Below are 14,714 nucleotides of genomic sequence, written 5' to 3'. Positions count from 1 at the left end.
GAAACCATGCCGCACGAAGGAGTTTTTTTATCATCTGCGGCTGCCGGCTCTGCGCTGCAGGATGCGTTTGCGTCTCGCGGCGGCATTGGTATTCTTTTTGCTCATAGCATCGGCAATCTGGAGCAGGCCGGAGCCTTGTGATTGTGCGACGTAACCGGGCAGAGTCAGTGCGGATGACCGCAGCCGCTCGGCTACCTGCGCAGGGGTCAGATTAGGCTCCTTGGCCAAAATGAGCGCAGCGCTGCCAGCAGCATGAGGACAAGCCATGCTGGTGCCGGAAAGGACCTGATAGCCGTTCTTAAGCCAGGTGGAACGGATAATGCTGCCGGGTGCGGCAATATCGATACCGGAGCCGCGGCTGCTGAAGTCCGCAATACCGTTGGCAATCGTAGAAGCGGCCACTGCTATCGTCTCGGAATAGCTTGCCGGCTCATCTATTGTGCCGCTGTTCGGGCCAGAATTGCCGGCGGATGCGACAATGACGATGCCTTGCTTATACGCCCGCTGAACCGCATCGCGCAGTGCTGCGCTTGTAGCATTTTGCAAGCCGAGACTCATGTTGATGACTTTGATTTTTTTCTTTATGCACCAGTCGATTCCGGCAATAATATCGGATACGTAGCCGGCCCCGTCCGCATCAAGCGCCTTGACCGCATAGAGGCTGGCCTTGGGTGCCGTTCCGGCAATGTTGCCGTTCGTTCCAAGGGCGGCGGCGGTTCCGGCAACATGGGTGCCGTGGCCGTTGTCATCCTGGTAGGATGAACCGTCGATGGTGTTCACGCCTCCCGCAATTTGCAGATCAGGATGTGATGCGATTCCGGTATCAATAATGGCAATCCCAACGCCCTCTCCGCATGTCGAGGCCCATACGTCGGGGGCTTGAATTCGGTTGATGTTCCAAGTGATTTCTTTGCTGATGGTGGCTGAGTTCGAGAAGATAGGCGGAAGCAGAAGAGGGCGGGACGCCCGGTTGTATGTGGAAGTCGCAGCTGTACAGTGGAGGGGCCGGCTGTTTGTTCGTTTTGCTTTCGCTGCTGAAGGAGGCGCGATGAACGCAGGCGAGAGGCCGTGTGAACTGATTTTCAAATCAGGCTCCACATATTTAACATGCGGGTGATTTTTGAGCGATTGCAGCTGTTCGGTACGGCGGCCGTCCAGAAGACAGGAGATGACACGGCTTTGACGTATGCTCTTGACGGGTTTAATGCCATGCCGCGACAGTTCCTTAATGCATCGCTTGTAATTAGATTGTGTCTTGAATCCAATTATTTGGCGAACAGTATGTTGTCCAGATACGGTGCCGCTAGAGCAGTGCAAAAGCAATCGTTCTACTCTTTTCAATGAAAGATCCTCCTTATATTGTTCCAACAATTGAACATTGATGATCTGGAACCGTTGTCTTGCATCCAAGATGCTGCGCCGATTAATCCAGTGTATGGAGGCAAACAACCAGAGGCATGGGCGGCTGCCCTTCAAGCACATAATTTGTAGCAGGAGAGGAAACCGTATCGTAAAGGACAAGTAAGGCACAAAGCGATGGACAGCGACTGAAATCCAGTCATATAGTGCTATTATAGTTAGCAGATGTTACTAAGAGGAGGAATTGTGATGATAATCGGTGTGCCTAAGGAGATTAAAGGAAGTGAGTTCCGCGTGGCATTGACGCCGGCTGGGGCCAGCATGCTGAAGGCTGCAGGCCATGAAGTGCTGGTTGAGTCCAGTGCCGGTATCGGGAGCGGCTTTGACGATGATTCGTATGCAGCCGAAGGGGCGGTCATGATAGACAATGCCGCAGAAGTGTGGGCGAGGGCTGAGATGATTATGAAGGTGAAGGAGCCGCTGCCGGAGGAATTTTCACATTTTCGCCAGAACCTGCTGCTGTTCACTTACTTGCATTTGGCTGCTGCTCCTGAGCTGACCAAGGCGCTCGTCCAGAAGGGTGTGACAGGAATTGCATACGAGACGATTCAGTTGAAGAACGGGAGCTTGCCGCTGCTCACTCCGATGAGTGAGGTGGCGGGGCGAATGGCGGTTCAGGTGGGGTCGCAATTTCTGGAGGCTTTCTACGGCGGGAGAGGAATTCTGCTTGGCGGTGTTCCAGGCGTGCCCCCTGCGGAGGTCATCATCATCGGCGGAGGAACGGTCGGCATCAATGCGGCAAGAATTGCACTAGGCATGGGAGCAAGTGTCGTCATTCTGGAGAAAAGCGCTGACCGGATGCGTTATATTGATGATGTCTTCGGCGGAAGAATCCGGACTTTAATGTCCAATCCCTATAATATCGCCAACGCCGTTCGAAAAGCGGATCTGCTCATCGGTGCGGTATTGATTCCAGGCGCCCGCGCTCCGCAGCTCGTATCGGATGAAATGGTGCAGACGATGAAAAAAGGGGCGGTAATCGTTGACGTAGCTGTCGATCAAGGCGGCTCCATCGCGACGATTGACCGTGTAACGACGCACAGCAATCCGATCTATGAGAAATATGGCGTGCTTCATTATGCGGTGGCTAATATGCCGGGTGCTGTACCGCGCACGTCAACCTTTGCCTTGACGAATGTGACGATGTCCTATGCGCTTGACCTTGCGAACAAGGGACTGAAGCAAGCCTTGCTGCAGGATGAGCCGCTGAGCAAGGGAGTCAACACGTTCAAGGGCCATGTCACGCATCCGCAGGTTGCGGAGGCTGTAGTCATGCCTTACATGGCGCTGGAGCAGCTGATTGGCAGCAAGCCATTCGACTAGGATGGCATCTCGCCAGGAGAAGGGAAGGCATGCCTTCGAATACAGCTTTATAAGTCATGATTGGATGGCACTCTTCATATGGTGTTGTAAGGGACAACCATTATTGTCCGTCTCACTTATGAAAGAGGGGGTCGCCGGTCATGGTCTTATCGGTTCGGAGATGGACAAGGAGGATCGTGTTCATTGTGCTGCTGGCTCTGTTCACGATCGTGATGTATAACGGCTGCCGTTACATTGCGGTATGGATAGCTCCCGAAGACCCCTACAGAGTGCCGCAGGGCAGCGCCGAGAAAGTGTTTCGGGCACAGCCTGCGCCGCTGGAGGAGAACACTTTATCGGACAGACTGCGGTTATTTTACTGGTATGGGGAGTAAGCGGGGGACATGGGATAAAGGCGGTTCTGCAATGATTCGACAAGAATTGCCGTTCATTGGCAGGAGAACTCGGGGGCATTGTGGAATATACATAAGGACAAATGCGCCATCGGAACGATTTTTCAGGGAAAGGACCGACCCATGAAAGCACATCTACGATCATTTATCCAGTTTCTATCGTCCGAACGAAGACTCTCCCCGAACACTCTCGAATCCTACGAGCGTGATTTGAATATTTTTATCGACTACTTTCAATTGCAAGGGGTATCCGCGATTGGGGATGTTCACAAGCATCATATTTTGCGATATTTAAATGAGCTGCGGCAGCAGGGCAGAGCTGTTGCGACTGTTTCACGATATACAGTTTCAATCCGTTCGTTTTTTCAATATTTGACGAGAGAACGGTTTATTGCTTACGATCCCTCCACTGAACTGGAGACACCCAAGCAGGAGAAGCGGCTGCCGAAAGTGCTGACGGTAGAAGAGGTTGAGCGGATTCTAAGCGTTCCGGTCATTACGACGGCTGCTGGCGCCCGGGACAATGCGATGCTGGAAGTGCTGTATGCGACTGGAATCCGGGTAACGGAGCTGATCACGCTTGATGTCGAGCATGTCGATGCGAGCATGGGCTTTATCCGCTGTGTGGGCACGAATGCCAAGGAGCGGATCGTTCCGCTTGGAGGAGTTGCTTGCAAAGCGCTGACTACCTACATCCAATCTATGCGTCATAAGCTTCTGAAGGGCGACTGTACGGAGCAGGCGCTGTTCCTGAACCATCTGGGCACCCGAATGACAAGGCAGGGCTTCTGGAAAATCATCAAAAAGCATGCCGTGGAGGCGGGTATTCTAAGCGAAATTACGCCGCATACACTGCGGCATTCCTTTGCCGCGCACCTGCTGGAGAACGGGGCGGATCTGCGGTCTGTCCAGGAAATGCTGGGCCATGCCGATATTTCGACAACACAGATTTATACACAGGTAACGAAGACGCGCATGAAGGACGTCTATAATCTTGCACATCCCAGGGCGAAGGTGAAATAATATACGTCTATGGTCATAGTGCCTTGGAAGAAGGAGTGATGAGATGTCTTTTGACCGGATTGCAGTTATTGTGCTCGACAGTGTAGGGATTGGCGAGATGCCGGATGCGGCAGCCTTCGGAGATGCCGGATCCCATACGATCGGGCATATTTTGGAGCGTGTTCCTGCCCTTAATCTGCCGAATCTTCGCCGCTGGGGGCTTGACCGGATTGCGCCGCTGGGGGCTTGGACACCTGCGGCTGAGGCGGGCGCATACTTCGGGAAGATGGCAGAGGCCTCCGTCGGCAAAGATACGATGACGGGACACTGGGAGATCGCTGGCCTGAGAGTGACAGTTCCTTTCCGCACCTTCCCCGAAGGATTCCCAAAGGAGCTGCTGGGCGAGTTCGAGGCGCGGACAGGCCGGGGCGTTCTCGGCAACAAGCCGGCCAGCGGGACTGAAATTCTCGACGAGCTTGGCGAGGAGCAGATGCGAACAGGGCAATGGATTGTTTATACCTCAGCGGACAGCGTCTTTCAGATTGCTGCGCATGAAGAGATCATTCCGCTCGAAGAGCTGTATGAGGCTTGCCGGATTGCCCGCGAGCTTACGCTTGATGACCGCTATGCGGTTGGACGGGTAATCGCCAGGCCGTATGTCGGCAAGCCCGGGGCGTTCAAGCGAACGCCCAACCGCCATGATTACGCGGTTGCGCCGCCCGAGCCCACGATCCTTGATTCGCTCAAGGACAGCGGCCTTGACGTAATCGCAGTTGGCAAGATCGGTGATATTTTCAGTATGGAGGGCATCACGGAGTCGCTTCCGACCAAGAGCAATGCCGATGGCATCGGGCAAACGGCACAGACGCTGGCCCGCAGCTTCAAGGGGCTGCTGTTTACCAATCTGGTCGATTTCGATTCGCTTTACGGCCACCGCCGTGACCCGCAGGGCTATGCGGAGGCGCTGGAAGCGTTCGACAGGGCGGTTCCGGAGCTTGAGAAGCTGGTCGGCGACAAGGATTTGCTGATCGTAACTGCCGATCATGGCAACGATCCGACGCATCCTGGAACGGATCATACCCGTGAGTATGTGCCATTGCTCGTGTACAGTCCAGCTTTTCAGGCGCATGGCTCACTTGGCATTCGTTCGACTTTTGCGGATATCGCGGCTACAATCGCCGATAATTTCGGCGTGCAGTCGCCGGAGCATGGCAGCTCGTTCCTGAGCATGCTGCGTTAGGGGAAGGGCCGCCGCGGGCAGGCAGGCTCTGCGCTGCCCGGCGCAGCCACTATAATAATTCAAATCGCATGGGAGGCATTTATAATGAATTTATTAACAGGAGCACATATCCGCGAGGCAGCGGAATACATAACTGCACGGATTAAAGTACAGCCGGAGATCGGCCTTATTATGGGTTCGGGGCTGGGGATTTTGGGTGATTATATTGAGAACGCTGTGACGATAGCGTATCAGGATATTCCGCATTTTCCGCTCTCCACGGTTGAGGGACATGCAGGCGAGCTGCTGATCGGCACGCTCTCCGGGCGCACCGTTGTGCTTATGCGGGGACGGTTCCACATGTATGAGGGCTATGGTCCTGAATTGACTTCCTTCCCTGTGCGTGTCATGAAGGCGATTGGAGTGAAGACGCTCGTAGTCACGAACGCTGCAGGAGGCATTAACACTGGCTATGATCCCGGCGATCTGATGCTGATCAGCGATCATATTAATCTGACCGGACGCAATCCGCTGGTCGGACCGAATGACAACGAGCTTGGCGTGAGATTCCCCGATATGTCGGAGGCTTACAGCAGCCGGCTGCGCGGCCTGGCCCGCCAAACGGCCGAGGCGCAAGGATTCACACTGCGTGAAGGCGTCTATGTCGGCGTTCTGGGCCCTTCCTACGAGACACCTGCGGAGATCCGCATGATGCGGACAATGGGAGCCGATGCAGTGGGCATGTCGACGGTTGCGGAAGTTATCGCGGCGCGTCATTCCGGTATCGAGGTACTAGGTATTTCGTGCATAAGCAATATGGCATCGGGTATTTTGAACCAGCCGCTGTCCCATGAGGAAGTAATGGAGACGACCGAGCGTGTGAAGACGCGATTCCTTGGTCTTGTCAACGGTCTGATCTCCTTGCTGTAATCATCTGAAACGCACAGTTGGCGCGGAGCTTGCGGTAGATACCGCGCATCTGTTCGATATGATAATGCTGCACGATTGTACTCCTTTTGGAGCTACAATATGTCGTGCAGCATCTCTGTTTCTGTAACATAAATGTAACAATTCGCTCGACTGATTGTGACATTCTTTGTTCGGCGCTCGTCGTATAATGTCCGTGATAACAGATAAAGTGGTGATGAATATGGACAACCTTACGAATCGTCGGCTTGAACGGCTGCGTGGTCAACTGGTGGCTGCAGCAATGAGGAAACAGACCTTTATGCACCGTGATGTGCTGCTGCTCAGCCAGACGCTCGACCAACTTATTGTTAAAGCGCAAACGGACAAGCGCAAATCGCTCGACGAGCCCAAAGCAACCTGAGCTATTATCGACATCCATCATGAGGAGGCTCATAATGATGCGCGCAGTTGATCTTATACATAAAAAAAAGAACGGCGAGCCGCTGTCCCAGGCGGAGATCGCTTTCCTGGTGGAGGGCTACTGCCGGGGCGACATTCCTGACTACCAGATGTCGGCCTGGGCAATGGCTGTTTATTTTCGGGGAATGACGGCAGAGGAAACGGCGGCGCTGACCCTGGCTATGGCGGAATCCGGCGATGAGATCGATCTGTCTCCGATCCGCGGGATCAAGACCGACAAGCACAGCACAGGCGGCGTAGGGGATAAAACGACGCTCATCATAGGCCCGCTTGTAGCGGCTTGCGGTGTCCCGGTGGCGAAGATGTCGGGCAGAGGGCTTGGACATACAGGCGGAACGATCGATAAGCTGGAAGCGATACGCGGCTTTCAGACAGAGCTGACCAGAGAACGTTTCTTCGCTCAGGTGAATGAGATCGGTCTGGCTGTAATCGGACAGAGCGGGAACATTACGCCCGCGGACAAGAAGCTTTATGCGCTGCGCGATGTGACCGCTACAGTAGAATCCATCCCGTTGATTGCGAGCTCGGTTATGAGCAAGAAAATTGCCGCCGGAGCGGATGCGATTGTACTGGATGTGAAAGTAGGCAGCGGCGCTTTTATGAAAACAGTGGATGAAGCCGAGGCGCTGGCTGGTGCGATGGTGGATATCGGGACCCAGGTAGGCCGGCAGACCTCCGCAATTATTAGCGACATGGATCAGCCGCTCGGGTATGCGATTGGCAATGCGCTAGAGGTTCAAGAGGCCATTGATACGCTGAGAGGGCAGGGGCCGCAGGATTTGACCGCGCTTTGCATTGCATTGAGCGCGCAGATGGTCGTGCTGAGCGGTCAAGCCAGCGATATGGAATCGGCGGAGAGCATGCTGCGCGAGCGGCTGGAATCCGGCGCTGCGTTGGACAAGTTCCGCGCTTTTGTCGCGGCGCAGGGCGGCGATCCGGCCATTGCAGATCAGCCGGACCTACTGCCGCAGGCGCCTGTCCTCATAGAAGTTGCGGCTCTGCAGGAAGGCTGGGTGCAGCGCATTGATGCCGAGCAGCTTGGAATCGCAGCGATGCAGCTCGGAGCGGGACGCGCTACGAAGGATGCGGCGATCGACCACGCTGTGGGACTGGTGCTTCGCCGCAAAGTAGGAGACAAGGTGGCGGCAGGCGAGACGATTGCAATATTGCATGCACGCAGTGAAGGTGAGGCCAACCGCCTCATTGTGGAGCATGTGCAGAACGCTTATACGATTAGCACAGAGGAACCAGGGTTGTCTCCGCTTCTGCTGTCAGTCGTGACAGGAAAGGGCGTTCAGCGCTATAGTTAGGCCGCAAACAGCGACAGGCAGCAGCACCCGGTTTTTGACGGGGCTGCTGTTTTTTTATTTGAGCAGGCTGCCGGGAATGCACGTGCAGGAAGCTCGAAGCACATGTCCAGCGCTCTGCATGATGCTATTGCCGATTCACGGTCGATACACAGCGATGACCTCGATACACACAGCGACAACCCAAGCTCAAGTGACCCTGTCGTTCGTTGTTGTGCCGTCTGTAAGCGGATTTTTCCGCCTTTCAGCCAAGGTTGAGGTTGTTTCGTGCGTCGTAAGCGGTTTTTTTCGTCTAAAGTCACCCTCTGCGCGGGCGCGAATGGCTCTCTTCCAGCTGTAGCAAGGAATTTTCCTGCTTACAACATACACCGCGTTGTCATTCAGTGCTATAACACGATATATCCGGCTTACAAACGCGAAATCACGCATTCCAGCTACAGATCGAGCACAGATCCAGCTACGGATCCAGCTACGGATCCAGCTACGGATCCAGCCACAGATCGAGCACAGATTAAGCCGTATCCAGCGCAGAGATCTGTTCATGCATTTAAACCGGGCATAATCTTAGAAAACACTATAAAAAATCGCGGTACTGGAATAATTTAACGCGTATCGGTCGAAACTAAGGAAGAGATTTTAGCCGAACTGTGGCCGCTTGCAGCTGCAGACATCATGCTGGAGGGGATCGATACGTATGAATCAACAGTGTAAACGATTAATAGTTATGAGCTGCATCGCGATATTGCTGCTGGCTCCGTCAACGGCATGGTCTGCCGGGGAGAAGAGGGCCGAGGGAGAAGCGGCTGTCCAGTCGGAGCTTGCGCCATCCTCGCGTTCGGCCATTCTGATGGATGCGGATAGCGGCACGATTATTTACGAGAAAAGCAGCCATGACCGGCTGCCGCCGGCAAGCATTACGAAGGTAATGACCATGCTGCTCATTATGGAGGCGCTGGATGAAGGACGGATCAAGCTGACTGATAAAGTGTCCACGAGCGAATATGCGGCATCTATGGGAGGGTCGCAAATTTTTCTGGAGCCGGGCGAGCAGATGAGTGTTGACGAGATGCTTAAAGGCATCGCGCTGGCATCAGGAAACGATGCGTCTGTTGCGATGGCAGAGAAGATTGCGGGGACGGAAGCGGAGTTCGTCAACATGATGAACAAGCGCGCGGAGGAGCTGGGACTGAAGAATACCCATTTTGCCAATTGCAATGGTCTTCCTGCGGAGAATCACTATTCATCGGCTCATGATATCGCCATCATGTCGCGAGAGCTGCTCAAGCATAATGAAATAACCAAGTATACAGGGATGTATCAGGACTATCTGCGCAAATCGAGCGAGAAACCGTTCTGGCTGGTGAACACGAACAAGCTTGTCCGGTTCTACTCGGGAGCGGACGGCCTCAAGACTGGCTTTACGACAGAGGCCAAATTCTGCCTGACAGCCACTGCGCGCCGTGACAATCTGCGTGTCATTGCAGTCGTTATGGGCGAGCCGAATACGAAGACGCGCAATGCGGAAGTATCGCAGATGTTTGATTTCTCCTTCGCTCAATATATGAACCATCCGATCTTCAAGAAGGGTGACCCGATGGGCACGGTCAAGATTGAGAAGGGCATGCAATCGGAGCTGCAGCTTACGGCCAAGCATTCCTATAGTGTACTGCTGAGGAAGGGCAGCTCGGTCAAAGATATCCGTTATGAGCTCAAGCTGGAGCCGCTCAAGGCGCCTGTTACCGTGAATGCTCCGATCGGCAAGCTTATTGTGTATCAGGGCGATCAGGTGCTCACCGAGTTCGCAGTGGACGCTCCGGTATCGGTTGAGCGTGCAGGCTGGTGGAAGCTGCTGAAACGGAGCTTCGGCGGCCTGTTCAGCTAAAAAGCTCAAGCCGCAGATTAACGGCTGACCGGAATGGATGGACAGTTGAACCAGTGAATAAATGCGTATTCCGTCGCAAAAGTGTAGCGCATTTTGTCAGCTCATAGGGCCCTGCTTCTAGTTTTGTCGTGAGGCAGGAAATGGAACTCCAATTGTAGAAATGCTTGTTCAACACGGGGGAGGAGTGAACAGGATTATGAGTTTGCAGGTTGAATTGGAGCATTACCGCAATGTGCTCATCGTCAGGCTGCACGGAGAGCTGGATCATCATACGGCCGATATCGTGCGCTTCAAGATGGAGGATGCGATTCTGCACGGCAGCAGCGACCATATCATTCTCAGTTTGAAGGAACTCCAATTTATGGACAGCTCCGGCCTGGGCGTTATTCTGGGACGCTACAAGCAGCTTAAAGCCAAGGGCGGCAAAATGGTCGTCTGCGATGTCAATCAGGGCGTGTACCGATTGTTCGAGCTGTCAGGGCTGTTCAAAATATTGCCTATTCACGAGAATGAGCGAATAGCGCTCACAAGTCTGGAGGTCGTTTCATGAACGAAACGAATGAGATGACGCTTACCTTCTCCGCCCGTTCGGAGAACGAAGCGTTCGCGCGTATTGCTGTAGCCGCATTCGTCTCCCAGCTCGATCCCACCATTGAGGAGCTGAACGATCTGAAGACCGTCATCTCCGAAGCGGTGACGAATGCCATTATTCATGGCTATGACAACGATCCGGACGGCAAGGTGACGATCGAAGCGTCGATCAAAGGCGATGTTGTGAAGCTGCTTATTAAGGATAATGGCAATGGCATTGAGGACTTGGACCTGGCGCGCCAGCCCTTGTATACGTCCAAGCCGGAGTTGGAGCGGTCGGGGATGGGTTTTACGATTATGGAGAATTTTATGGATGGCTTCGAGGTGTCGAGCGAGCCGGGAACCGGAACATCTATTGCGATGACGAAGCGCATTGAATCGAAAAAAGCGCTATTTAATTAGGCGCGTAGGGGTTGAACCTCATGGAAGTCGGTGTGAAACAAACAGCGGGGCCATACTTGGACGATTCAGAAGTGAAGCGGCTGATCGCGCTTAGTCAATCTGGTGAAACGGTAGCGCGTGATACACTAGTACAATGCAACATACGGCTCGTCTGGTCTGTCGTGCAGCGGTTTATGGGCCGCGGCTACGAGCCGGAGGATTTGTTTCAAATCGGCTGCATCGGTCTGTTGAAATCAGTCGATAAATTCGATTTATCGTATGACGTGAAATTCTCGACCTACGCGGTTCCGATGATTATCGGGGAGATTCAGCGGTTTCTCAGAGATGACGGAACACTCAAGGTAAGCAGGTCTCTCAAGGAAACAGCCAATAAGGTGCGCAAGACGAAGGATGAGCTGTCCAAAGTGCTGGGGCGCCTGCCCACGATCAAGGAAGTAGCGGAGCGTCTCGGGATCAGTCCGGAGGATGTCGTATTCGCCCAGGAGGCGAATAAGCCGCCGACCTCGATTCATGAGACGGTATTCGAGAACGATGGCGATCCCATCACGTTAATGGATCAGATCGCGGATGATTCGCAGGATCGCTGGTTCGACAAGCTGGCGCTTAATGAAGCGATCAGCGGATTGTCGGAGCGGGAGCGGCTTATCGTCTTTCTCCGTTATTACCGTGACCAGACTCAGTCTGAGGTAGCATCCAGGCTAGGTATCTCGCAGGTGCAGGTATCCAGGCTGGAGAAAAAGATATTGCAGCTGATCAGAGATCAGATCGCTCAATAATAAGCATACAGGAGACCCAATCGCCGGGCTGCGGCGATTGGGTCTTTTTGCATCGCGGCAGGTTTGGTTGAACTTACCGCAATTGAACCGATTATCCACGGCGGCCTTTAATCATACTAAAAGGGAAGGGTAAGGAGCCACTAACTGATGATGGGAGGCAAGCATATGAGCAGTGCCGCTGCATCAATCTTATATTTGCGGCTGCGCAAGCGGATCGGCATCAAGCCTGGAGGCATTGTCACGCTTGGTCACGCCGCCCGTCTATTTTGCGCTGATCCTGTTATTGAGGCCAAGCTGCAGACGTTCGTCCTTCATCGCCACCAACAGACGGAAGGCAACCGTATCGTTATTGATCTGCTGCAAATTGTAGGCGCCTTGCGGCAGCGGGAGCCGGATTTGACAATTGAGACATTCGGCGATCCGCAGGTGCTTGTGCTCGTGGCGGACAAGCCGCCCAAGCCGAGAATTGCCGTGCTGATTCTGGCCTGGCTGCTGCTGTTCTTCGGTTCAGGACTTGCGATTATGAACTTTCATACAGATGTCAGTATGAAGGAGGTTCATCAGCGGATCACGGAGCTTGTGACAGGCAAGAAGAGTGAGCATCCGTTATGGTTTCAGATCCCCTATTCCCTCGGGATTGGACTTGGCATGATCGTCTTTTTCAATCATATTTTCCGCAAAAAGCTTAATGAAGAGCCCAACCCGCTTGAGGTGGAGCTCTATATGTACGAGGAGAATATGAATGCCTATGTTATTGCTGACGAGATGAGCAGGAAGAACGGCGCCGATATCGGTCAGCCCGGTCAGCGTTCCAGCGGCGGCAGCTCGCGGGCAGGGATCGATGATGGATAGTATCGCATGGGCTGCAAAAGCATTCGTCGCTATCCTCGGCTTTGCCGGCGGGCTGTCTGTCGGCAGCGGACTCATCGCCCTGCTGATCGTTCTGGATCTCATCCCCCGGCTAGCGCAGCTGGCATGCGCCTTCCGCAAGTCGATCTGGTATGAGACAGCGCTCATAAGCGGAGCGGTCTTCTGGTCATTGGCTGATTTCATGGAATGGCGCTTCTCGCTGCCCGGACGTCTCACGCTGGCAGGGATCGGACTGTTCGACGGCATTTTTATCGGCATGCTCGCTGCGGCACTGACGGAAGTGATGAACCTGCTGCCGCTGTTAGCGAAGCGCTTGCGCCTCAGCTGCTTCATGGTTAGCCTCGTCATGGCGATGATGCTTGGGAAAGTAACGGGATCGCTGTTCGATTGGCTCGTATTTCAATGGATGGAGTAGAACTAGACATAGGGGGTATAGGAATGAACGAGCATGAGCATGGCAGCCAGAACCGGCCGGAGGCAGGGGAAGAAGATCCGATCATTGCCCATTGGAAAGAGGATGCGGATCAGGGGACGAAGCATTCCGAGCCTATACAGGTACACTACAGCAGGGCTGGCGGAGATAAAAAGGAGAAGGAAGAGCCCGTTCCAATCCCCGATAATATGGAAGCGTTCATCCTGAAGCTGGAGCAGGAGGTCGGATATAAGAAAAGCTTCGATGTTGTCGTAAGGGAGATGACATTCGGCGGCAAGCGCACCGCGCTGTTCTTCATGAACGGGTTTGCCAAGGATGAGGTGCTGACGGATATTCTGACCCGGCTAACTTATCTCGACCCCAGTGATCTGTCCTCCTTCGCCCTGGAGTCGTTCTTTCATCATTATGTGCCAGGCATTCAAGTAGAACGTCAAGGCGATTGGAACAAAATGATGACTAATGTGCTTTCGGGAGGAAGCGCGCTGTATATGGATGGGGAGACCGAACTGCTCCTTATCGATGCCAAGAACTTTCCGGCGCGCGGGCCAGAGGAGCCATCGCTGGAGCGTGTCGTTCGCGGCAGCCGCGACGGCTTCGTAGAGACGATGCTGGTCAACGTCACGCTCGTTCGCAGGCGGCTGCGCGACAAGCAGCTGCGCTATGAGGTGCTGCAGGTTGGGGAGCGGACACATACAGATGTGTGTATCGCCTATATCGACGATATAGTGGACAAGGATCTGCTGGAATCCATTCGCGACAAAATAAAATCGGTCAAGCTGGACGGACTGCCGCTCGCCGACAAACAGCTGGAAGAAGCGACCGTGAAGCGGGGGTGGAACCCCTTTCCGCTCGTCCGCTATTCGGAGAGGCCCGATGTTGTGGCGGTTCATCTCATGGAAGGGCATGTGGCCGTCTTCGTCGATACAACACCGAGCGTCATGATTTTGCCGACGACCTACTTTGATCTGATCCAGCATGCGGAGGAGAATCGCCAGACGCCGTTTATCGGCACCTATCTTCGCTGGGTCCGGTTTATGGGCATCTTCGCTTCGCTGTTTCTGCTTCCGATGTGGTTTCTGTTCACGATTCAGCCCGCGCTCAAGCCTGCTGCGCTGGATTTCATCGGCTTGCAGAAAGCCGGTCAGCTGCCGCTTGTGGCACAGTTTCTAATTGCAGAGCTAGGGGTTGATTTGCTCCGGATGGCGTCTGTACATACACCGACCCCGCTTGCGACGGCAATGTCCTTGATCGCAGCCATTCTGATCGGAGACATCGCGGTCAAGACGGGTGTATTCGTCAATGAGGTCATCCTGTACATGTCTGTAGCTGCCATCGGCATGTTCGCGACCCCAAGCTATGAGCTTGGCCTGGCGAACCGGATCGTCCGGCTGGTGCTAATTGTGGCCGTAGCCTCGTTCAAGGTACCGGGCTTCATGCTGGCGACCACCGCCATTTTTATCATCCTGGTTATGGAGCGGTCTTTCAATCGTCCCTACATGTGGCCGCTTATTCCATTCGACCTGAAGGGGCTGTGGAACATTATATTCAGACAGCCGGTTCTGTATAATAGAACACGTCCCAACAACCTCAAGCCGCAGCAGCGGGATAAGATGCCTGACCGCGCCAAAAAGTAATCATTCGCAAAAAATGCAAAGGAATTGCGAAAATATCCATTTCGGCAAAGGGATGAATAAGGTATACTGATGTTA

The 14,714-nt window shown here is 54.0% G+C and carries 15 protein-coding genes; 14 read left to right on the top strand and 1 reads right to left on the bottom strand.

The window, feature by feature from the left end; translation table 11 throughout:
* Nucleotides 1–30: 30 nt before the first annotated feature.
* Nucleotides 31–1,341, bottom strand: a complete 1,311-nt coding sequence (locus tag K0T92_RS02030) for a S8 family peptidase (RefSeq protein ID WP_219870742.1) — start codon at nt 1,339–1,341, stop codon at nt 31–33.
* 267 nt (nt 1,342–1,608) lie between these two features.
* On the opposite strand from K0T92_RS02030, the gene ald reads away from it, so the two are divergent.
* The 14 genes from ald (at nt 1,609) to K0T92_RS01960 (ending at nt 14,639) form a co-directional block, all read left to right on the top strand.
* Nucleotides 1,609–2,742 carry an alanine dehydrogenase gene (gene ald / locus K0T92_RS02025; RefSeq protein ID WP_219870741.1) on the top strand — a complete coding sequence of 378 codons (1,134 nt, stop codon included), beginning with the start codon at nt 1,609–1,611 and terminating at the stop codon, nt 2,740–2,742.
* A 140-nt stretch (nt 2,743–2,882) separates the two neighbouring features.
* The gene (locus K0T92_RS02020; RefSeq protein ID WP_219870740.1) at nt 2,883–3,116 is read left to right on the top strand and encodes a DUF4227 family protein; all 234 of its coding nucleotides are present in this window, start codon (nt 2,883–2,885) and stop codon (nt 3,114–3,116) included.
* A gap of 141 nt (nt 3,117–3,257) precedes the next feature.
* Entirely contained in the window at nt 3,258–4,157 is a 900-nt protein-coding gene (xerD, locus tag K0T92_RS02015; RefSeq protein ID WP_219870739.1) for a site-specific tyrosine recombinase XerD, read from the top strand.
* A 43-nt stretch (nt 4,158–4,200) separates the two neighbouring features.
* Nucleotides 4,201–5,376, top strand: a complete 1,176-nt coding sequence (locus K0T92_RS02010; RefSeq protein WP_219870738.1) for a phosphopentomutase — start codon at nt 4,201–4,203, stop codon at nt 5,374–5,376.
* An 84-nt stretch (nt 5,377–5,460) separates the two neighbouring features.
* Complete coding sequence (locus K0T92_RS02005) at nt 5,461–6,285, top strand: purine-nucleoside phosphorylase (protein ID WP_219870737.1); 825 nt, start codon at nt 5,461–5,463, stop codon at nt 6,283–6,285.
* Between the two features lie 187 nt (nt 6,286–6,472).
* Nucleotides 6,473–6,685 (top strand): aspartyl-phosphate phosphatase Spo0E family protein, encoded by a 213-nt coding sequence (locus K0T92_RS02000; RefSeq protein WP_246627790.1) that lies wholly within the window; start codon nt 6,473–6,475, stop codon nt 6,683–6,685.
* Nucleotides 6,686–6,722: 37 nt separating this feature from the next.
* Nucleotides 6,723–8,054, top strand: a complete 1,332-nt coding sequence (locus K0T92_RS01995; protein WP_219871171.1) for a pyrimidine-nucleoside phosphorylase — start codon at nt 6,723–6,725, stop codon at nt 8,052–8,054.
* Nucleotides 8,055–8,745: 691 nt separating this feature from the next.
* A complete protein-coding gene (locus tag K0T92_RS01990) occupies nt 8,746–9,933 on the top strand; it encodes a D-alanyl-D-alanine carboxypeptidase family protein (RefSeq protein ID WP_219870736.1) in 1,188 nt (395 codons plus the stop codon).
* Between the two features lie 196 nt (nt 9,934–10,129).
* Entirely contained in the window at nt 10,130–10,483 is a 354-nt protein-coding gene (gene spoIIAA, locus K0T92_RS01985; protein WP_219870735.1) for an anti-sigma F factor antagonist, read from the top strand.
* Nucleotides 10,480–10,926, top strand: coding sequence for an anti-sigma F factor (spoIIAB, locus tag K0T92_RS01980; protein WP_219870734.1), 447 nt, complete (start codon nt 10,480–10,482; stop codon nt 10,924–10,926). Before spoIIAA ends, spoIIAB begins: the two co-directional genes overlap by 4 nt.
* A gap of 20 nt (nt 10,927–10,946) precedes the next feature.
* Nucleotides 10,947–11,702 carry an RNA polymerase sporulation sigma factor SigF gene (sigF, locus tag K0T92_RS01975; RefSeq protein ID WP_219870733.1) on the top strand — a complete coding sequence of 252 codons (756 nt, stop codon included), beginning with the start codon at nt 10,947–10,949 and terminating at the stop codon, nt 11,700–11,702.
* Nucleotides 11,703–11,849: 147 nt separating this feature from the next.
* A complete protein-coding gene (locus K0T92_RS01970; RefSeq protein ID WP_246627789.1) occupies nt 11,850–12,554 on the top strand; it encodes a stage V sporulation protein AA in 705 nt (234 codons plus the stop codon).
* Nucleotides 12,544–12,987 (top strand): stage V sporulation protein AB, encoded by a 444-nt coding sequence (locus K0T92_RS01965; protein ID WP_219870732.1) that lies wholly within the window; start codon nt 12,544–12,546, stop codon nt 12,985–12,987. The genes K0T92_RS01970 and K0T92_RS01965 overlap by 11 nt, the downstream gene beginning before the upstream one ends.
* A 23-nt stretch (nt 12,988–13,010) precedes the next feature.
* The gene (locus K0T92_RS01960) at nt 13,011–14,639 is read left to right on the top strand and encodes a spore germination protein (protein ID WP_343223611.1); all 1,629 of its coding nucleotides are present in this window, start codon (nt 13,011–13,013) and stop codon (nt 14,637–14,639) included.
* The last annotated feature ends 75 nt before the right edge of the window (nt 14,640–14,714 follow it).

The sequence above is a fragment of the Paenibacillus oenotherae genome, from assembly GCF_019443105.1.
Lineage (GTDB): Bacteria > Bacillota > Bacilli > Paenibacillales > Paenibacillaceae > Paenibacillus_Z > Paenibacillus_Z oenotherae.
Note: the sequence above shows the minus strand (reverse complement) of the source record. Positions and strands in the feature narration are given on the sequence as shown.

Bases quoted from the DNA above. Each gene is read 5' to 3' on its own strand.
- ald (WP_219870741.1), top strand. From the start codon at position 1,609: ATGATAATCGGTGTGCCTAAGGAGATTAAAGGAAGTGAGTTCCGCGTG.
- K0T92_RS02020 (WP_219870740.1), top strand. From the start codon at position 2,883: ATGGTCTTATCGGTTCGGAGATGGACAAGGAGGATCGTGTTCATTGTG.
- xerD (WP_219870739.1), top strand. From the start codon at position 3,258: ATGAAAGCACATCTACGATCATTTATCCAGTTTCTATCGTCCGAACGA.
- K0T92_RS02010 (WP_219870738.1), top strand. From the start codon at position 4,201: ATGTCTTTTGACCGGATTGCAGTTATTGTGCTCGACAGTGTAGGGATT.
- K0T92_RS02005 (WP_219870737.1), top strand. From the start codon at position 5,461: ATGAATTTATTAACAGGAGCACATATCCGCGAGGCAGCGGAATACATA.
- K0T92_RS02000 (WP_246627790.1), top strand. From the start codon at position 6,473: ATGTCCGTGATAACAGATAAAGTGGTGATGAATATGGACAACCTTACG.
- K0T92_RS01995 (WP_219871171.1), top strand. From the start codon at position 6,723: ATGCGCGCAGTTGATCTTATACATAAAAAAAAGAACGGCGAGCCGCTG.
- K0T92_RS01990 (WP_219870736.1), top strand. From the start codon at position 8,746: ATGAATCAACAGTGTAAACGATTAATAGTTATGAGCTGCATCGCGATA.
- spoIIAA (WP_219870735.1), top strand. From the start codon at position 10,130: ATGAGTTTGCAGGTTGAATTGGAGCATTACCGCAATGTGCTCATCGTC.
- spoIIAB (WP_219870734.1), top strand. From the start codon at position 10,480: ATGAACGAAACGAATGAGATGACGCTTACCTTCTCCGCCCGTTCGGAG.
- sigF (WP_219870733.1), top strand. From the start codon at position 10,947: ATGGAAGTCGGTGTGAAACAAACAGCGGGGCCATACTTGGACGATTCA.
- K0T92_RS01970 (WP_246627789.1), top strand. From the start codon at position 11,850: ATGATGGGAGGCAAGCATATGAGCAGTGCCGCTGCATCAATCTTATAT.
- K0T92_RS01965 (WP_219870732.1), top strand. From the start codon at position 12,544: ATGATGGATAGTATCGCATGGGCTGCAAAAGCATTCGTCGCTATCCTC.
- K0T92_RS01960 (WP_343223611.1), top strand. From the start codon at position 13,011: ATGAACGAGCATGAGCATGGCAGCCAGAACCGGCCGGAGGCAGGGGAA.